Genomic DNA, 18,225 nt, shown 5'->3' on the forward strand with positions numbered 1-18,225 from the left:
ACGGCGAACCTCCCCCGTCCGTCCTGCGCACTGCCTACCAGACACGGGCGCGTGACGACCTTTAGCCTCGGCGCATGGACCCCCTCGTCCCCGCCCACGGCTCCGCCGCCCTCGCCGACGTCACCCCCTCGCTGCTGGCGGGCCTGGGCGTCCCCGACCAGCGCGACACCCTGGGCCTGGCCGCGGGTGACCGGGTCTGCCTGCTCCTGGTCGACGGCCTGGGCTGGGAGCTGCTGCGCGCCCACGCGGACGCGGCCCCCTTCCTGTCCTCCCTGGCCGACCGGTCCATCACGGCGGGCTTCCCCGCCACCACCGCCACCAGCCTGACCAGCCTCGGCACCGGCCTGCCCAGCGGCGAGCACGGCGTGGTCGGCCTCAGCTTCACCACCCACGGCGAGGTCCTCGACGTCCTGCGCTGGCAGCGCTACGGCACCACCGAGGACCTGCGCGAGCGCCTGCCCCCCGAGCAGGTCCAGCAGGCGCCCACGGCCTTCGAGCGCGCCACCGCCGCGGGCGTGTCGGTCCGCGTCGTGCAGCCCGCCGCCCACGCGGGCAGCGGGCTGACCCGCGCCGCGTTCCGGGGCGGCCAGGTCGACGGGGTGTTCGCGCTCGGGGACACGGTCCACACCGCGCTGGCGGCGTTGGCCGGGCCCGCGCCGGTGTTCGTCTACGCCTACCACGCCGACCTCGACGCGCTCGGGCACCTGCACGGGCCGGGCAGCGGGCCCTGGCTGCGCCAACTGGCCTTCGTGGACGCCCTCGCCGCGGCCATCGCCGACGGGCTGCCGCGCGGGGCGGCGCTGGTCGTCACCGCCGACCACGGCATGGTCACCGCTGACGACCGGGTCGACCTGGACGTGGCGACCGCCCTGCGCGACGGCGTCGAGGTGATCACCGGCGAACCGCGGGTGCGGCACGTGCACGTGCGGGCCGGGGCGGCCGAGGACGTGCGCGCGGCGTGGGAGGGGGAGCTGGGCGGGCGGGCCTGGGTCCGCAGCCGGGCCGAGGCCGTGGCGGCGGGGTGGTTCGGGCCCCGCGTGGCCGACCACGTGCTGCCCCGGGTGGGCGACCTGGTCGTGGCCGCCCGCGGCGGGCTGGTGCTGACCCGGGGGTCCACCGAGCCCGTGCTGAGCGCCCTGCTGGGCCAGCACGGTTCCCTCACCCCGGCCGAGCAGCTGGTGCCCCTGCTGGTCCACCGGGGGTGAGGGCGGCCACCTACAGCCAGTCCTTGCGGCGGAACATCGCGTAGAGGCCCACCGAGAGCACGAGGATCGCGACCGTGGACACCCAGAAGCCCCAGGGCTGCTCGGCACCGGGGTAGGGGACGTTCTGGCCGTAGAAGCCGGTGATGGCGGTCGGGATCGCGATGATGGCCGCCCAGCCGGTGACCTTCTTCATGATGAGGTTGAGCCGGTTGCTCTGGATGTTCAGCTCCGTCTCGCGGATGGTCGTCAGCTGCTCGCGCAGGGAGTCGGTCATCTCGGCGGCGTGGGCGACGTGGTCGCGGATGTCGGCGAACCAGGGGCGCAGGTCGTCGTCGATGAGGGTGTGATCGCGGTGCAGGCCCAGCAGCAGCTCGCGCATGGGCTGCACGACGTGGCGCAGGTCGCTGAGGCTGCGCCGCAGGGTGACCGTGCGCCGCTGCAGGTCGCGGTCGGCGGCGCGCTCCTCGAAGACGGCGTCCTCCAGCTCGTCGAGGTCCTCGTCCATGGCCTGCGCGGTCTGCAGGTGGCCGTCGACGACGTCGTCGAGGATGCCGTGCAGCAGCACCCCGACCCGGTCGGTGGGCGGGTTGGCGGTGTCCCAGCGGCGCAGGACCGCGGCCATGTCGAACCCGGTGTGGACGGTCACCAGCGCCCGGGGGGTGACGAAGATGCCCAGCTCGGTGGTGGTGAGCTCGCCGTCGTCGGCCAGCGCGGTGCGGTAGACGGTGAGGAACAGGTGGCCGCGGTAGTGGTCGACCTTGGGGCGCTGCCTGCTCTCCCTGGCGTCCTCGATGGCCAGCTCGTGCAGCCCCAGCTGCTCACCGACCAGGTTCAGGTCCGAGCCGGGGGCGCCGTCGAGGTCGACCCAGGCCACCTGGCCGTCCTCCCCGACGCACGCGGCGAGCTGGTCGAGGCCGAACCCCTCCTCGACCAGCTCGCCGTCGCGGTACAAGCGCGTGCAGATGCCCATGATCGAAGGCTCGCACACCGCCCACCGGGTCCGCTGGGCAAGCGCGCCGCCCCGCGGACCCGGTGCCCGATCGGTCCGGAGATCAGCCCAGGGCGTCCAGTTCGTCCGCGGTGAGCACCAGGTCGGCGGCCCGCGCGGAGTCCTGGATGCTCTCCGGCCGCGACGAACCGGGGATGGGCACCACCCGGTCGGACTTGGCCAGCATCCACGCCAGCGCCACCTGCTGCGGGCTCACCCCCCGGTCGTCGGCGACGGCCTTGAACGGGGCCAGCCCCCCACCGAGGTCCCCGGCCTTGCCGATCCCGCCCAGCGGCGACCACGGCAGGAACGCGATCCCCTCGGCCGCGCACAGCTCCAGCTCCGGCTCGCTGCTGCGGAACACCGGCGAGAACTGGTTCTGCACCGCCGCGAGCCTGCCGCCCAGCACCTCGTTGGCCTCGCGGATCTGCCCCGGGTCGAAGTTGGACACCGCCGCCAACCGGATCTTGCCCTCGTCCAGCAGCTCCCGCAGCGCCCCCACCGACTCCGCCGTCGGCACCGCCGGGTCCGGCCGGTGGAAGTGGTAGAGCCCGATCGCCTCCACCCCCAACCGCCGCAGCGACGCCTCGCACGCGGCCTTGAGGTACTCCGGCCTGCCGTCGAGCGCCCACCCCCCGTCCGCCGTCCGCGTGTGCCCACCCTTGGTGGAGATGAGCACGTCGTGCCCCCGCACCGCCTCCGCGATCAACTCCTCGTTGTGCCCGAAGTCCTCCGCCCCCTGGCTGTAGGCGTCGGCCGTGTCGATGAACGTGATCCCCGCGTCCAGCGCCGCCCGCACCGTGGCCAACCCCCGCTCCCGGTCCGGCCTCCCCCCGACCGACAGGGGCATCCCGCCCAACCCGATCGCGCTGACCTCGATCCCACCGATGTTGCGTGTGTGCATGCCCCCGATCGTCCCACCCGGAGCGGGTTTTCACCTGAACAGGGTTATCCCCGCCCCCGACTGGCCGCCCCACCCCAACCCTGCCACCGTGGGGACGAGGACGTGGGCGGCGGAGTTGACCCGGTCGATGCCCCCGGCCGGGTCCGGCCCCGTCCCGCCGCCCAGCGGCGGGACGGGGCCCCACCCACCCACTGTCCAGTCAGAACACCCCACCCCCTCCACCCATCTCACGGTCCCACAGCACTTCTTCTTCTCCCGCAACGCAACCTCCCTCGCAGCAGGCGGCCCGGCTACCCGGGTGCTCGATGGGGTGGTTGTGCTTGGTCGGGGGAGGCGATCATGTGCTACCCAACGGGACGGGCGGGCGTCTTTCCAGCCCGCCTTTTCCCCGCCCGCAGCGCATGATCGCCGTAGGGGCCCCGACCGAGCACAACCACCCCATCGAGCCCGCCACAACAGTCCCGCCCCTCCACCGAAGCCGAAGGCGAGGCGAGGCGAGACGAGGCGAGACCCAGCGCCCAGCACCAACCATCCACACAGGACCCTCACCCCAGGTCGGGCACAGCGTCCCGCACAGCGGCGTACCGCTCCCGCACCCCCGGCACCACGTCCCCCTCCACCAGGACCCCGCCGACCCCGCCCCACACCGGCGGTTCACCCCCGCCGCCGAGCATCCACGCCGCCTGCCGCGCTGCCCCGCCCGCCGCGTACTCGGCCGGGTCCGGCACCAGCACCGGCCGCCCGAGCACCCCGGGCGCGATCGCCCGCAGCGCCGCCGACCGGGCGCCCCCGCCGACCAGGATCACCCGGTCGGCGCGCACCCCCGCGTCCAGCAGGGCGTCCAGCCCGTCGGCCAACCCGCACAGCACGCCCTCCACCGCCGCGCGGGCGAGGTGGGCGGGGGTGCTGGTGGCCAGCGTCAACCCGTGCACGCTGCCGGTGGCGTCCGGCCGGTTCGGGGTGCGCTCGCCCTCCAGGTAGGGCAGGAACACCACCCCGCCAGCGCCCGGCGGGGCGGACAGCGCCAGCTCGCTGAGCCGGTCGAGGTCGACCCCGAGGATCGAGCACGTCGCGGTGAGCACGCGGGCCGCGTTGAGCGTGCAGACCAGCGGCAAGAAGCGGCCCGCGGCGTCGGCGAAACCCGCGATCGTGCCCTCGGGGTCGGCGGTCGGGGTGTCGCTGACGGCGAAGACGGTGCCCGAGGTGCCGATGGACACCACCACGTCGCCCGGCCCGGCCCCGACGCCCAGCGCGACGGCGGCGTTGTCGCCCATGCCCGCGCCCAGGCGCACGTGCCCGTGGGAGCCCACCTGCTCCGCGGGCGCCGCCACCCGGGGCAGCTCGACGCCGTGGCCCAGGGCCAGCTCGACGTGTTCGGGGAGGTAATGGCCCGCGGTGGCGTAGTAGCCGGTGCCGCTGGCGTCGCTGCGGTCGGTGCTGAGGGTGTCCAGGCCACCGCCCGCCAAGCGCCAGGTGAGGTAGTCGTGGGGCAGGGCGACGGCGTGCACGCGGGCGGCGTTGTCGGGTTCGTGGTCGCGCAACCAGCGCAGCTTGGTGACGGTGAACGAGGCGGTGGGCACGGTGCCGGTGCGCTCGGCCCACGGCCCGGGCCCGCCCAGCTCGGCCACCAGGTCGCGGGCGGCGCCCGCCGAGCGGGTGTCGTTCCACAGCAGCGCGTCGCGCACGACCCGCCCGTCGCCGTCGAGGGCGACCATGCCGTGCTGCTGGCCGCCGACCGACAGCGCCGCCACGTCGTCCAGCCCGCCCGCGTCGGTGATCGCCTCGGTGAGGGCGTGCCACCAGCGGGCGGGGTCGACCTCGGTGCCGCCGGGGTGCGCGGCGCTGCCCTGGCGCACCGGGGTGCCGTCCTCGGCGTCGCGCACCACGACCTTGCAGGACTGGGTGGAGGAGTCGACGCCCGCGACCAGCGTCCTCATCCGCGCGCGCCCATCAGGTGCTCGCTGGCGAGCTGGGCGAGGCGGACGAAGCCGTAGCCGCGCTCGCCCGCCTTGGTGGTGTCGAAGTCCTCGAACGCCGACCGGTCGGCCAGCAGGTCCGCGACCGTCTCCCCCGGGGCGAGGGTGGGCTCGCGCAGCTCGTCGAGCCCGGCGGCGCGCATCGCCTCGCGCACCTCGGGGTCGGCCCGGTAGGCCGCGGCGCGCTCCTTGAGCAGCAGGTAGGTGCGCATGTTCGCGGCGGCGGACTCCCACACGCCGGTGCCGTCCTCGGTGCGGCTGGGCTTGTAGTCGAAGTGCCGGGGGCCGTCGTACCCGGCGTGCTCCAGCAGGTCGACGAGGAAGAACGCCGAGAGCAGGTCGCCGTGGCCGAAGACCATGTCCTGGTCGAAGCGCGGGCCCTTCTGGCCGTTGAGGTCGATGTGGAACAGCTTGCCCGCCCACAGCGCCTGGGCGATGCCGTGCACGAAGTCGAGGTTGGCCATCTGCTCGTGGCCGACCTCGGGGTTGAGGCCGACGATGTCGCCGTGCTCCAGCTCGGCGATGAAGCCCAGCGCGTGCCCGATGGTGGGCAGCAGGATGTCCCCGCGCGGCTCGTTGGGCTTGGGCTCCAGGGCCAGCCGCAGGTCGTAGCCGCGCTCCTTGACGTACCCGGCGACGGTGTCGACGCCCTCGCGGTAGCGGTCGAAGGCGGCGCGGAAGTCCTTGGCCGCGTCGGTCTCCGAGCCCTCGCGCCCACCCCACATTACGAAGGTCCTCGCCCCCAGCTCGGCGGCGAGGTCGACGTTGCGCAGGGTCTTGCGCAGGGCGTAGCGGCGCACCGAGCGGTCGTTGCTGGTGAACGCGCCGTCCTTGAACACCGGCTGGCTGAACAGGTTCGTGGTGACCATGGGGGTGGTCAGGCCGGTCTCGTCGAGCGCGGCGCGGAACCGGGCCAGGTGCTCGGCGCGGGCGGTGTCGCCGGAGCCGAACGGGATGAGGTCGTCGTCGTGGAAGGTCACGCCCCACGCGCCGAGCTCGGCCAGCCGGTGCACGGCCTCGACCGGGTCCAGGGCGGGGCGGGTGGCCTCGCCGAAGGGGTCGGCCGCCCGCCAGCCCACGGTCCAGAGGCCGAAGCTGAAGCGGTCGGCCGGGGTCGGCCGGGTGGGGTGTGGCATCGTCGCCTCCACTGGCAGTATTAGTTCAGCGCTTGAACTTAAACACGACCCCCGCCCCCGTCAAGGAGCCGCCGGTGCGACCCGTGAGCCAACTGGACGTCCGCAGGCACAACGCGGCCCTGGCGCTGGCGGCCGTCACCGCCCGCCCCGGCAGCACCCGCGCGGAGGTCGCCGCCGCCACCGGCCTGGCCAAGGCGACGGTGTCCACGGTGGTCGACCGGCTCGTCGCGGGCGGGCTCGTCACCGAGACGGGGCCGCAGCCGCGGGCCGGGCGCGGGCGCACCGGCGTCGGGCTGGCCCTGTCCCCCGCGGGCCCGCACGGGATCGGCGTGTCCATCGGGGTGAACCACGTGACGGCCTGCCTGGTGGACCCGCTCGGCGCGGTGCGCGCGCGCCGCCTGCGCGGCGGGGACAACCGGGGTTCGTCGCCGTCGGCGGTGCTGGCCGTGGTGGAGCGCGTGGTGCGGTCGCTGGTGGGCGAGGGCGCCGTGGTGGGCGGGGTCGGCGTGGCGGTGCCGGGGCTGGTGCGCGACGGGGTGCTGCTCTCGGCGCCCAACCTGGGCTGGGCGGGCGTGCCGGTGGCGCTCGACGCCCCGGTGCCGGTGGTGGTGCAGAACGAGGCCAACGCCGCCGCCCTGGCCGAGCGCCGCGACCACGCCGACTTCGTCCTGGTCTCCGGGGAGGTCGGCGTCGGCGCGGGCATCGTGCGCGGCGGCGTGCTGGAGACCGGCGTGCACGGCTTCGCGGGCGAACTCGGCCACGTCTGCGTCAACCCCGCGGGCCCGCGCTGCGGCTGCGGCGCCCGGGGCTGCCTGGAGACCTACGCGGGCACCGACGCCCTGCCCCCGCTCAGCGCGGCGCGCGCGGGCGACCAGGACGCCCTGGCCACCCTGCACACCGCGGGCAAGTACCTGGGCCAGGCCCTGTCGGCGCTGGTGAACCTGCTCGACATCCCGACCGTGATCCTCGGCGGCGACCACGCCCCCTACGCCCCGTGGCTCACCGAGCCCCTGCGCGGGGAACTGCACCACCGGGCGATCGCCGCTCGCTGGACCACCCCGCGGGTCCTCGCCTCCACCCTCGGCCGCGAGGCCGCGGCGCTGGGCGCCGCCCGCGCCGCCACGGCCCCCATCGCCGACGACCCCGAGGCGTGGTTGCAGTCGCGCGACCAAGCGCTGTAGCCGCCGTCGTCGTCCAAAGGCGGGCGTGGAAGCCGGAACGGGGGCCGGGTGTTCCCCGGCCCCCGTCCACGGCGACGAGCGTGCTCGACCCGCTCAGGCGCTGTAGCCCTTGGGCGGGATGAGCGTGGCCAGCTGGTTGAAGGTCAGCCAGTACTTCTGGTAGCCGCCGAAGTTGGCGGGGTCGGCGATGTAGACCGTCTTGGCCACGTCGTCGTAGCCGATGACCGTGAAGTAGTGGTAGATCGTGTAGTTCGGGTAGCCCGGCGGGTGGTTGTTGGCCGGGGCGACGATGTTGGCGACGATCGGGTAGTTGTTGTTGATGTTGAGCACGATGTCGCGCCAGAGCAGGTCGCGCTGGGCCTGGGTGGGCGGGTCGTTGGGCATCTCCTTGGTCTCGTACCAGCCGACCGCGCCGCTGAGGACGCGGGTGACCTGGCCGATCCAGTCGGTGCCGTTGGTGGTGGTGCCCAGCTGGCTCGCCAGCGTGGCCTGCGAGCGGAGGACGCCCCGCGCCGACAGCGCGATCCGCACCGCGGCGGGCCCGCACCAGTAGCCGGTCTGCTGGACCTGGTAGGTGACGTTGAGGACCTTCTGCGACAGCGCCTGCACCGGCGCTGAGGCGGGGTTCGCGGCGGCCACACCGGGCACGGCCACGACGGAGACGAGAGCGGCGGCTGCGGCCGCCAGGACACGGATGCGCAACAGGGACCCCCTGGACTGGGACGTGCCAGGAGGTTACCGACCAGTCGGGCACCCGGGGAACCGCCAACCGGATGTGGGGGACCCCTATCCCGGGGCCCGCCCACCTGGGGTTCAGTCCTGGTCGCCCCGCGGCGCGGGCAGGGTGCGGCCCGAGCGCGCCCGGCGGCGGAACTCCTCGACCAGCTCGTCGTTGGCGACGTGGTCGTTGGCGTCGGCGTTGGCGAGGAAGTAGCGCAGCAGGGCCCGTGCGGCGTCCTGCCGGTCCGCGATCACGGGGTCGTCGGGGTGCTCCAGGTGGGCGTGCTCCGAGTCGAACATGCGTCCCCCTCCCGCGTCCTGTCCAGCATCCCGAGTGGACGGCACGAGAGGGTCACGAACGGGTGAATTTGCTCCCCGCATCTGGTTACTTCATGTTTATAGAGCCCGTCTCGATACCGTGTCGCCACTCTATTGGCCTAGTGATCGACACGCCACTCGACACGGTGAGTTGTGAAACCGACTCGGGTTCCACTCAGCCCGCGACCACGGCGACCGCGTCACCAGCGCCGATGGTGACCGCCATGCGCCCGTCGGCGCCCACGGTCCGCTTCACCGCGCAGGACGGCCCCGGATCCGCATGTTGCAGGTCGCAATAGGACCCAGCGGGCAGCGACGTCTGGAACGACTGGGTCACCGCGAACGGCTCGCGGTTGATGGCCACGAACCCGAGCGAGCCGCGCCCGAAGGCGATGGCGTTGCCCCCGTTGGACCACCAGTTGACCACCGGCGCGCTGCCCACGGCGTTGCGGAAGCCCACCATGTTCGCGATCTGCCGCCACGCGTGCTGGCACCGCCACCCGCCGGTGAAGCAGGCCGAGACCACCCCGCCGCCGGGCGGGCCGTCGTCGGTGGACCCGAACGAGTAGCCGGAGTAGACGTTGGGCGAGCCGTACGGCCACGCGAGCATGAACACGTTCGCCAGGGTGTAGGTGGAGCCGTAGGTCTCGTTCAGCGTCGAGCCGTTGCGCTCGGTGTCCCAGTTGTCGACGAACGACCGCGCCTTCGCCGAGGGCAGGAAGCCCCACTGCTCGCCGAAGCCGCCCAGGTCCGCGAGCCTGCCACCGGAGAACACCGACTTGAGGCCGGTGGCGTAGCGGAACTCGTCGACGTCCCCGGTGCCCAGGTACTCGTCGGGTCGCACGGGCTCGCCCGCGCCGTAGATCACCTCCTGCACCCAGAACTTCGACGGGTCGGTGAGCTTGGCCTTGATCGCGGCGACGTCGGTGGCCGCCATGTGCTTGGCGGCATCGATGCGGAAGCCGTCGACGCCCAGGGAGGACAGGTCGTTGAGGTAGGCGGCGATCCGGCCCCGCACGTACTCGCTGCCGGTGTCCAGGTCGGACAGGTTGACCAGCTCGCAGTTCTGCACGTTGCCGCGGTCGCCGTAGTTGGTGATGGGCTGGCGGCAGCCGTGGAAGTCCTGCGTCTGGTAGTACCCGGGGTAGTCGTACTTGGTGTACGACGACCCCCCGGTACCGGTACCGGACCCCGCCGACATGTGGTTGACCACCGCGTCCGCGATGACCTTCACCCCGGCGCCGTGGCAGGCGGACACCATGGCGGCGAACGACGACCGGTCGCCCAGCCGCCCGGCGATGCGGTAGCTGACGGGTTGGTAGGAGGTCCACCACTGCGGACCCTGGATGTGCTCGGTGGCGGGTGAGACCTCGACGTAGCCGTAGCCCTTGGGCCCCAGGGTCGTGCGGCACTCGCGGGCGACGGAGTCGTAGCTCCACTGGAACAGCGTGGCGGTCACCGTCCGGGGACCCGGCGGCGCGGCGGACGCGGCCGGGCCGGTGGCGACCAGCAGGGGGATCAGGAGCAGGGGGACGGACAGAGCTCTGCGCAGGGTGCGCACCACAGCATCCTCCTTGACACTGGTGGTCATTCGGCAGGACTGGTCATCCGGCAGGACCGCGGTCATCGACGGGGCGGCGTGCTCCGCGGGCCAGCGGCAAGCCCGGCGCCCGGGGGTGCGCTCCGCCCCGCCAAGGATTTTCGCAAGACCGGTGGGACACGCCTGAAACTTGCCGAAAACCCAGGATCACCTGCGCGCCCACGTCCGTCAAGCCGCCGATCGGCCACCCCCGAACGGTCCAGACCACCGGTTCCTTGCTGAATCCCGCTGCAACGGCTTCCGGGCCCGGCGGCCGCGCTGCTAGCGTCGAGCGGGGAACCACGGCACGCGGGAAGAGGGACCATGACTGGGGACTGGTGGCGCGACGCGGTCATCTACCAGGTGTACGTGCGCAGCTTCGCGGACTCGAACGGCGACGGGGTCGGTGACCTGCCGGGCATCACCGCGCGGCTGCCGCACCTGGCGGACCTGGGCGTCGACGCGCTGTGGATCACGCCGTTCTACACCTCGCCGATGGCCGACGGCGGCTACGACGTGGCCGACTACCGCGACGTCGACCCGACCCTGGGCACCCTCGACGACGCCCGCGAGCTCGTCGCCGCCGCGCACGGGCGCGGCCTGAAGGTGATCGTCGACCTGGTGCCCAACCACACCTCCTCCGCGCACGCCTGGTTCCAGGCGGCGCTGGCGGCGGCCCCCGGTTCCCCCGAGCGCGAGCGCTACATCTTCCGCGACGGCGACGCCCCGCCCAACGACTGGGAGTCGGTCTTCGGCGGCGGCGCGTGGACCCAGGTGCCCGACGGCCAGTGGTACCTGCACCTGTTCGACCCCGCCCAGCCCGACCTGGACTGGGCCAACGGCGAGGTGCGCGCGGAGTTCCTCGACGTGCTGCGGTTCTGGCTCGACCTGGGCGTCGACGGGTTCCGCGTGGACGTGGCGCACGGCATGGTCAAGCAGGCGGGCCTGCCCGACGTCGGCGAGGCGGGCCAGCACAAGCTGCTGGAGACCCGGCCGATGCCGTTCTTCGACCAGGACGGCGTGCACGACATCTACCGGGAGTGGCGCAAGGTGCTCGACGGCTACGACCCGGCGCGCATCGCCGTGGCCGAGGCGTGGGCGCCCACCCCGGAGCGGCTGGCCCGCTACGTGCGCCCGGACGAGCTGCACCAGGCGTTCAACTTCCACTTCCTCGCCACCGACTGGGACCCGGTCGCCTTCCGCGAGGTGATCGGCAAGTCGCTGGCGGCGGTGGAGTCGGTGGGCGCGCCGACCACGTGGGTGCTGTCCAACCACGACGTCCAGCGGCACACCACCCGCTACGGCGGCGGCGAGCAGGGCCTGGCCCGGGCGCGCGCGGCGGTGATGCTCATGCTGGCGCTGCCTGGTTCGGTGTACCTGTACCAGGGCGAGGAGCTGGGACTAGAGGAGGTCCTGGACCTGCCGGACGAGGTGTTGCAGGACCCGATGTGGGAGCGCTCCGGGCACACCGAGCGCGGCCGCGACGGCTGCCGCGTGCCGATCCCGTGGTCGGCGCACGGCAGCGCGCTGGGCTTCGGCCCGGACGGCTCGCGCCCCTGGCTGCCGCAGCCGCGGGGGTGGGCGGAGCTGTCGGTGCAGGCGCAGACCGGCGTGGCGGGCTCGACCCTGGAGCTCTACCGGGGCGCGCTGGGCATCCGCCGCGGCCACCCCGCCCTCGGCCGCGGCGCCGTGGTGTGGCAGGAGTCCGCCCCCGAGGTGCTGCACTTCTCCTGCACCGCGGGCGGCCGCACCGCCCACTGCGCGGTGAACCTGGGCGCCGAGCCCGCCCGCCTGGACGCGGGCGCGGTGCTGCTCGCCTCCGGCCCGTACGGCGAGGACGGGTCGGACCTGGTGCTGCCGAGCGACACCGCGGTGTGGTGGGAGGCCTAGTGCCACCGTCGACCCGCCTGAGCGACATCGCGCAGCAGGCGGGGGTGAGCGAGGCGACCGTCAGCCGCGTGCTCAACGGCAAGGCGGGGGTGTCCACCGCGACCCGGCAGGTCGTGCTGGCCGCGCTGGACACCCTCGGCTACGAGCGGCCCGCCCGGTTGCAGTCGCGCAGCGCGGGCCTCATCGGCCTGATCACCCCCGAGCTGTCCAACCCCATCTTCCCCGCCTTCGCCCAGGTCATCGAGCAGGTCCTGACCCGCGACGGCTACACCCCGGTGCTGTGCACGCAGAGCCCCGGCGGCTCCACCGAGGACGAGCTGACCGGCACCCTGGTCGACCGCGGCGTCAACGGCATCATCTACGTCTCCGGCCTGCACGCGGACTCCACCGCCGACATGGACCGCTACGTCAAGCTGGCGGGCCGCGGCGTGCCGTTCGTGATGATCAACGGCTACACCGAGCAGGTCTCCGCCCCGTTCGTCTCCACCGACGACCGCTCCGCCATGCGCCTGGCGGTCCAGCACCTGGTGGAACTGGGCCACTCCCGCATCGGCCTGGCCGTCGGCCCCCGCCGCTACGTCCCCGTCGTCCGCAAGATCGAGGGCTTCGTCCAGCACATGCGCACCGCCCTGCCGCTGTCCGCCGAGGAGGCGGAGGGCTTCGTCCAGCACTCCCTGTTCACCGTCGAGGGCGGCCAGGCGGCGGCCAACGCCCTGATCGACAAGGGCTGCACCGCCATCATCTGCGGCAGCGACCTGATGGCCTTCGGCGCCATCCGCGCCGCCCGCCACCGCGGCCTGTCCGTCCCCCGCGACATCTCCGTCGTCGGCTTCGACGACTCCCCCCTGATCGTCTTCGCCGACCCCCCGCTCACCACCCTGCGCCAACCGGTCGAGGCCATGGGCCAGGCCGCGGTGAACGCCCTGCTGGAAGAGGTCACCGGCAACCCGGCACCCCACGCCGAGTACGTCTTCATGCCCGAACTCGTCGTCCGAGGCTCCACCGCCGCCGCCCGCGACTGACCTGACCACCCCGGCCCACCACACCCGCACCACCGCACCCGCGAACGCCCCGCACCACCACACCGACGACCCGCGGCCGGCCAATCACCACCCGCGGATTCCCGACAAGCCAGCACAGGGGTCCCCCGGGCAAGGGGACCCCTGTTTTCAACGCTACCGGCAGGGACCGACGAAACCCGACCCCGACGACACCCCTGTGGACAGCTCAACGGGTTGTGGACAGTCGGCAAGCCGCAGCCAGCTCAACGGGTTGTAGGCACATGGCGAGCCGCGACCAGCCCGGCAGAAGGCGCAGGGCTACTGCCCGCCCATGGTCCAGCCACGAACGACGCGACCACCGCGTCGAGCCGGCAGCGGAACACCCGCGAACCCCGGACGGCGCACCGGAAGACGAGCGCCAGCGCCCCCGCGGGCCCTGAGTTCCGCGGGGACGCCGACTCCCCCATCAAACCAGGCGCTCGCCCGTCTCGGGGTGGAACAGGTGCAGTTCCTCCGCGTCGCGCACGGTGACGCGGACCTTCTGGCCCAGGGCGGGCGGGGTGCGGCCGTCGACGCGCAGGACGAGCCGGTCGGCGGCGTCGCCCACGACGGAACCGTGCACCAGCGCGTCCGCGCCCAGCTCCTCCACCAGCTCGACCGCCAGGTCGAAGCCGTCGCCGGAGTCGGAGGCGACCAGCGACAGCGACTCGGGGCGCACGCCCAGGGTCACCTCGGACAGCCCGGCGTCGGCCACGGCCTGCACGCGCTCGCGGGGCAGCAGCACCGGCAGGTCGCCCAGCAGCACCGACTCGCCCGAGACGCGCGCCAGGTGCAGGTTCATGGCGGGGGAGCCGATGAACCCGGCGACGAAGGCGTTGGCGGGCCGGTCGTAGAGGGCGCGGGGGGTGTCGCACTGCTGGAGCAGGCCGTCCTTGAGCACCGCGACCCGGTGCCCCATCGTCATCGCCTCGACCTGGTCGTGGGTGACGTAGATCGTGGTCGTGCCCAACCGCCGCTGCAGGGCGGCGATGTTGGCGCGGGTCTCCACCCGCAGCTTCGCGTCGAGGTTCGACAGCGGCTCGTCCATGAGGAACACCGCCGGGTCGCGCACGATGGCCCGGCCCATCGCCACCCGCTGCCGCTGACCACCCGAGAGCGCCTTGGGCTTGCGGTCGAGGTACTTCACCAGGTCCAGGGTCTTCGCCGCTTCCTGCACCTTGGCAGCGATCTCGTCCTTGGGCAGGCCCTGGAGCTTGAGGGCGAAGCCCATGTTCTGCGCGACCGTCATGTGCGGGTAGAGCGCGTACGACTGGAACACCATCGCGATGTCGCGCGCCTTCGGCGGGACGTTGGTGACGTCGCGGTCACCGATGCGGATCGTCCCCTCGTTGACGTCCTCCAGGCCCGCCAGCATGCGCAGCGCGGTCGACTTGCCCGACCCGGAGGGGCCGACCAGCACCAGGAACTCACCGTCGGCGACGTGCAGGTCGAGCGCGTCGACCGCGCGCACGGGCGGGCTGCCCGGGTAGACCCTCGACGCCGCCTCGTAACGGACCTCGGCCATCTCGCGTCACCCTCCGCTGTGCTCTCGAACCGGTTGCCCCGGGGCCCCCGCTGTGGACGGCCGCCCCCGGTAACGCCACAGGATGCCGGAAACAGTTGTGGCGCACCAGAGCCGGATTGCAAGAGTTTCTGTAAGCGCATGACGACACTGTCACGTTTGCGGTCTCGAAACGGTAACGAGCGCACCAAGCCAGTTCCCTTGGCGGCAACTTGCGGGAACAGTCCGCTTAACACTGAGCGGGGTCGGCGTCGACGAACGCGTCCGAGGCCCCGTCTCGACTCACTTGTGGAGGCGTCGTGGTAGCGCAAGGTCGCGTTGTGCGCGGGGCCGCATTGGCGGCGACCCTCGTCCTGGGGGTCAGCGCGTGCGGTTCGTCCGACTCCGGTTCCGGGGCGTCCGGGCAGACGCAGGCCGCCCTGGAGGGCGTCGGTCCGATCACCCTGGTGACCGGCAAGGACACGTCCGGCAACCTGCAGAACCAGGTCAACGGGTGGAACCAGCTCCACCCGGACCAGCAAGTCAAGATCATCGAGCTGCCGGAGAACGCCGACGAGCAGCGCCAGCAGATGGTGCAGAACGCGACCACGAAGTCGGACGCGTACACCGTGCTCAACCTCGACGTCATCTGGACCGCGGAGTTCGCGGCGAACCAGTGGGTCGAGGCGCTGCCGGAGAGCGAGTTCCCGCTCGACAAGCTGATCCCCGCCACGGTGGAGACCGGCAAGTACTTCAACAAGTTCTACGCGGTGCCGACCACCTCCGACGGCGGCCTGCTCTACTACCGCAAGGACCTGCTCGACGCGGCGGGCGTCAAGGCCCCGACCACCTGGTCGGAGCTGGAGGCGGCGTGCGCGAAGGTCGTCCCCGCGAACCCCGGCCTGTCCTGCTACGCCGGGCAGTTCGAGAAGTACGAGGGCCTGACGGTCAACTTCTCCGAGGCGGTCAACTCCGCGGGCGGCACCGTGGTCGGCGACGACGGCAAGCCCAACGTCAACACCGCCGAGGCCAAGAAGGGCCTGGACTTCCTGGTCCAGGGCGTCAAGTCCGGGGAGATCCCGCAGAAGGCGCGCACCTTCAAGGAGGAGGAGGGCCGCCGCGCCTTCCAGGCCGGTGAGCTGCTGTTCCACCGCCAGTGGCCCTACCAGTACGCCAAGGCCGAGGCCACCGACGGCTCCTCGCAGGTCGCGGGCAAGTTCGCCGTGGCGCCGCTGCCCGGCCTCGACGGCCCCGGCGCGTCCACCCTGGGCGGGCACAACTACGCGATCTCCAAGTTCGCCAAGAACAAGAAGAGCGCGCTCGACTTCATCAAGTACATGGTCGACGAGAAGCAGCAGCGGGAGAACCTGGAGAAGACCTCCCTGGCCCCGACCTGGTCCTCCCTCTACGACGACCCGGCGCTGGTGCAGAAGTTCCCGTACCTGACCGAGCTGAAGAAGAGCATCGACAAGGCCAAGAAGCGCCCGGCGGTGGTCAAGTACCAGGAGGTGTCCTCGGCCATCCAGGAGGCGGCCTACGGCGCCATGGCGGGCACCACGACCAGCGAGGACGCTCTGAAGTCCCTGCAGTCCAAGCTGGAGGAGCTCACCAAGCAGTGACCCCCCGCGACGGGGCCCCGGCGATCCGCCGGGGCCCCGTTTCGGCATCCGGCCCCCCGGGGCGCGCTAGGGCGCCCCGGCACCGCCAACGGCAACGAAGTCCTGGAGAACCCATGGCGACCACCGTCGAAGCACCGCCCACACCCCCACCGACACCACCAGCGAAGAAGCAGCGCCGCAAGGCGGGCACCGGCAGGCTCGCCGCGGCGCTGGTCTCCCCCACCCTGCTCGTGCTGGCCCTGGTGGTCGCCTACCCGCTGCTCTCGGCGTTCCGGCTGGCCTTCTACCAGCGCAACGACGGCGTCAACCCCGAGACCGGCATCCTGGAGACCGGGGAGAAGTTCGTCGGCCTGGAGAACTTCTCCGACATGTTCCTCGGCGCCAACGGCGAGCGCTTCCGCAACGCGCTGTGGAACACCACCACGTTCACCGTGGTCGCGGTGTCGCTGGAGGTCGTCCTCGGCGTGCTGATGGCCCTGGTGATGCACCGGGCGTTCAAGGGCAGGGCGCTGGTGCGCGCGAGCATCCTGGTGCCGTGGGCGGTGCCGACGGCGATCGCGGGCCTGCTCTGGCGGTGGATCTTCCAGGCCGACGGGGTGGTGAACAAGATCCTGGCGCTGGACACCCCGGTGCTGTGGACCACCGACGGCCTCCAGGCGTGGTTCGCGGTGATCATCGCCGACACGTGGAAGACCGCGCCGTTCATCGGGCTGCTGGTGCTCGCGGGGTTGCAGGTGATCTCCAACGAGGTCTACGAGGCGGCCAAGCTCGACGGGGCGTCGCCGTGGAAGACCTTCTGGTCGATCACCCTGCCGCTGGTCAAGCCGACGCTGCTGGTGGCGGTGCTCTTCCGGATCCTGGACACGCTGCGCATGTTCGACCTGCCCTACACCCTGATCGGCCCCGGCAAGAACGCCACCGACACCATCACGGTCATCGCCTACGAGGAGGCCGTGAAGTTCAACAAGTACGGCCCGGCCTCGGCGTACTCGGTGTTCCTGTTCCTCTACATCGCCGTGGTCGCGTTCGTGTTCGTCAAGCTGCTCGGCGCCGACGTGCTGGGCACCCGCGCGGGGAAGAGGGGCCGATGAGCACCACGCTGGACCCGTCGCCCACCGAGGTCGCCGCGTCGCCCGCGCGGGCCAAGGAGCGCCCCTGGTGGTGGTGGACGCCCTACGCGGGCATCGCCGTCATCGTCGTCTACTGCCTGTCGCCGTTCTACTGGATGCTGGTCTCCAGCCTGCGGCGCACCAACGACATCTTCGACGACACCCCGATCCCGGCGCCGTTCTCGCTGGAGAACTACGGCGCCGCCTTCGCCGAGGACAACGGGTTCCTGCGGTCGCTGCTCAACAGCCTCATCGTCGCGGGCATCACCACGGTCCTGACGCTCATCGTCGGCACGCTGACCGCCTACGCGCTGGCCCGGTTGGACTTCCGCGGCAAGAACCTGGTGCTGGCCATCGTCATGGTGACCTCGATGTTCCCCGGGATCTCGCTGCTGGTGCCGCTGCTGGAGCTGTTCCTGGCGATCGAGTGGATCAACACCTACCAGGCGATGATCGTGCCGAGCCTGAGCTTCGCGCTGCCGCTGGCGGTGTGGAACCTGACCACGTTCTTCCGGCAGATGCCCACGGAGCTGGAGGAGGCGGCGCAGATCGACGGGTGCACGCCCGCGCAGGCCTTCCGCAAGGTGATCCTGCCGCTGGCCGCGCCCGGGGTGTTCACCACCGCGATCATCACCTTCATCGCGGCGTGGAACGAGTACATCATCGCGCTGTCGGTGGTGAACGAGAAGGCGCTCAAGACCGCGCCGGTCATCACCAGCCAGTTCACCGGCACCGCCCAGTTCGACACCCCGTTCGGCACGCAGATGGCCGCGGGCGTCATCGTCACCATCCCGCTGGTGATCCTGGTGCTGGTGTTCCAGCGCCGGATCGTCGCGGGCCTGACCGCGGGCGGCGTCAAGTAGCCCACCGCACCCCCGGCGAGGCCGTTCCCGTTCCGCGGGAGCGGCCTCGCCCGTTTCCTGTGAGACCCACCACACCGCCCCCCGGCGGGCGCGGTGGGAAATTGTCATGCTGCTCCACACGGCGCACTCCAAGATCCATCACGGTGCGCAGCGTTCCGGCCACGTAACGGCGTTCCCGGTGCGGCACAGGGGAAGC

At 72.3% G+C, this 18,225-nt stretch carries 15 protein-coding genes; 7 read left to right on the forward strand and 8 right to left on the reverse strand.

Going from position 1 to position 18,225, the window contains the following annotated elements:
- Window positions 1-74 precede the first annotated feature (74 nt).
- The gene (locus BJP25_RS17480; protein ID WP_075976020.1) at window positions 75-1,205 is read left to right on the forward strand and encodes an alkaline phosphatase family protein; all 1,131 of its coding nucleotides are present in this window, start codon (window positions 75-77) and stop codon (window positions 1,203-1,205) included.
- A 10-nt stretch (window positions 1,206-1,215) separates the two neighbouring features.
- Here BJP25_RS17480 and BJP25_RS17485 read toward each other — a convergent pair whose 3' ends face one another.
- From BJP25_RS17485 to xylA, 4 genes are all read right to left on the reverse strand, one after another.
- Window positions 1,216-2,175, reverse strand: coding sequence for a magnesium transporter CorA family protein (locus BJP25_RS17485; RefSeq protein ID WP_143219153.1), 960 nt, complete (start codon window positions 2,173-2,175; stop codon window positions 1,216-1,218).
- Window positions 2,176-2,257: 82 nt separating this feature from the next.
- Window positions 2,258-3,097 (reverse strand): aldo/keto reductase, encoded by an 840-nt coding sequence (locus BJP25_RS17490; RefSeq protein WP_075976021.1) that lies wholly within the window; start codon window positions 3,095-3,097, stop codon window positions 2,258-2,260.
- A 545-nt stretch (window positions 3,098-3,642) separates the two neighbouring features.
- Complete coding sequence (gene xylB / locus BJP25_RS17495) at window positions 3,643-5,034, reverse strand: xylulokinase (protein WP_075976022.1); 1,392 nt, start codon at window positions 5,032-5,034, stop codon at window positions 3,643-3,645.
- Entirely contained in the window at window positions 5,031-6,209 is a 1,179-nt protein-coding gene (gene xylA / locus BJP25_RS17500) for a xylose isomerase (RefSeq protein WP_075976023.1), read from the reverse strand. The genes xylB and xylA overlap by 4 nt, the downstream gene beginning before the upstream one ends.
- A 74-nt stretch (window positions 6,210-6,283) precedes the next feature.
- Between xylA and BJP25_RS17505 the strand changes: the two genes are divergently transcribed.
- Window positions 6,284-7,390: an ROK family transcriptional regulator gene (locus tag BJP25_RS17505; protein ID WP_075976024.1), complete on the forward strand. Its 1,107-nt coding sequence runs from the start codon at window positions 6,284-6,286 to the stop codon at window positions 7,388-7,390.
- A 93-nt stretch (window positions 7,391-7,483) separates the two neighbouring features.
- On the opposite strand, the gene BJP25_RS17510 is transcribed toward BJP25_RS17505, so the two are convergent.
- The 3 genes from BJP25_RS17510 to BJP25_RS17520 form a co-directional block, all read right to left on the reverse strand.
- A complete protein-coding gene (locus BJP25_RS17510) occupies window positions 7,484-8,092 on the reverse strand; it encodes a C39 family peptidase (protein WP_075976025.1) in 609 nt (202 codons plus the stop codon).
- 111 nt (window positions 8,093-8,203) lie between these two features.
- Window positions 8,204-8,410, reverse strand: coding sequence for a hypothetical protein (locus tag BJP25_RS17515; protein ID WP_075976026.1), 207 nt, complete (start codon window positions 8,408-8,410; stop codon window positions 8,204-8,206).
- 193 nt (window positions 8,411-8,603) lie between these two features.
- Window positions 8,604-10,019, reverse strand: coding sequence for an alpha-amylase (locus BJP25_RS17520; protein WP_084794123.1), 1,416 nt, complete (start codon window positions 10,017-10,019; stop codon window positions 8,604-8,606).
- A 312-nt stretch (window positions 10,020-10,331) separates the two neighbouring features.
- On the opposite strand from BJP25_RS17520, the gene BJP25_RS17525 reads away from it, so the two are divergent.
- A complete protein-coding gene (locus tag BJP25_RS17525) occupies window positions 10,332-11,897 on the forward strand; it encodes a glycoside hydrolase family 13 protein (protein WP_075976027.1) in 1,566 nt (521 codons plus the stop codon).
- Window positions 11,885-12,919: a LacI family DNA-binding transcriptional regulator gene (locus tag BJP25_RS17530; RefSeq protein WP_198943532.1), complete on the forward strand. Its 1,035-nt coding sequence runs from the start codon at window positions 11,885-11,887 to the stop codon at window positions 12,917-12,919. Before BJP25_RS17525 ends, BJP25_RS17530 begins: the two co-directional genes overlap by 13 nt.
- A gap of 445 nt (window positions 12,920-13,364) precedes the next feature.
- On the opposite strand, the gene BJP25_RS17535 is transcribed toward BJP25_RS17530, so the two are convergent.
- Complete coding sequence (locus BJP25_RS17535) at window positions 13,365-14,462, reverse strand: ABC transporter ATP-binding protein (protein WP_075976029.1); 1,098 nt, start codon at window positions 14,460-14,462, stop codon at window positions 13,365-13,367.
- Window positions 14,463-14,779: 317 nt separating this feature from the next.
- Here BJP25_RS17535 and BJP25_RS17540 point away from each other — a divergent pair, with 317 nt between their 5' ends.
- The 3 genes from BJP25_RS17540 to BJP25_RS17550 all read left to right on the forward strand — a co-directional run bounded on the left by BJP25_RS17540 (window position 14,780) and on the right by BJP25_RS17550 (window position 18,029).
- Window positions 14,780-16,057 (forward strand): ABC transporter substrate-binding protein, encoded by a 1,278-nt coding sequence (locus BJP25_RS17540; RefSeq protein WP_233158129.1) that lies wholly within the window; start codon window positions 14,780-14,782, stop codon window positions 16,055-16,057.
- Between the two features lie 113 nt (window positions 16,058-16,170).
- Complete coding sequence (locus BJP25_RS17545; RefSeq protein WP_084794124.1) at window positions 16,171-17,148, forward strand: carbohydrate ABC transporter permease; 978 nt, start codon at window positions 16,171-16,173, stop codon at window positions 17,146-17,148.
- Complete coding sequence (locus BJP25_RS17550) at window positions 17,145-18,029, forward strand: carbohydrate ABC transporter permease (RefSeq protein WP_075976031.1); 885 nt, start codon at window positions 17,145-17,147, stop codon at window positions 18,027-18,029. The genes BJP25_RS17545 and BJP25_RS17550 overlap by 4 nt, the downstream gene beginning before the upstream one ends.
- The last annotated feature ends 196 nt before the right edge of the window (window positions 18,030-18,225 follow it).

It is taken from the genome of Actinokineospora bangkokensis (assembly GCF_001940455.1).
GTDB classification, from domain to species: domain Bacteria; phylum Actinomycetota; class Actinomycetes; order Mycobacteriales; family Pseudonocardiaceae; genus Actinokineospora; species Actinokineospora bangkokensis.

Coding starts and splice junctions, on each gene's coding strand:
- BJP25_RS17515 (WP_075976026.1), bottom strand. CDS start 8,410: ATGTTCGACTCGGAGCACGCCCACCTGGAGCACCCCGACGACCCCGTG.
- xylA (WP_075976023.1), bottom strand. CDS start 6,209: ATGCCACACCCCACCCGGCCGACCCCGGCCGACCGCTTCAGCTTCGGC.
- BJP25_RS17550 (WP_075976031.1), top strand. CDS start 17,145: ATGAGCACCACGCTGGACCCGTCGCCCACCGAGGTCGCCGCGTCGCCC.
- BJP25_RS17490 (WP_075976021.1), bottom strand. CDS start 3,097: ATGCACACACGCAACATCGGTGGGATCGAGGTCAGCGCGATCGGGTTG.
- BJP25_RS17480 (WP_075976020.1), top strand. CDS start 75: ATGGACCCCCTCGTCCCCGCCCACGGCTCCGCCGCCCTCGCCGACGTC.
- BJP25_RS17525 (WP_075976027.1), top strand. CDS start 10,332: ATGACTGGGGACTGGTGGCGCGACGCGGTCATCTACCAGGTGTACGTG.
- BJP25_RS17545 (WP_084794124.1), top strand. CDS start 16,171: ATGGCGACCACCGTCGAAGCACCGCCCACACCCCCACCGACACCACCA.
- BJP25_RS17485 (WP_143219153.1), bottom strand. CDS start 2,175: ATGGGCATCTGCACGCGCTTGTACCGCGACGGCGAGCTGGTCGAGGAG.
- BJP25_RS17535 (WP_075976029.1), bottom strand. CDS start 14,462: ATGGCCGAGGTCCGTTACGAGGCGGCGTCGAGGGTCTACCCGGGCAGC.
- xylB (WP_075976022.1), bottom strand. CDS start 5,034: ATGAGGACGCTGGTCGCGGGCGTCGACTCCTCCACCCAGTCCTGCAAG.
- BJP25_RS17520 (WP_084794123.1), bottom strand. CDS start 10,019: ATGACCACCAGTGTCAAGGAGGATGCTGTGGTGCGCACCCTGCGCAGA.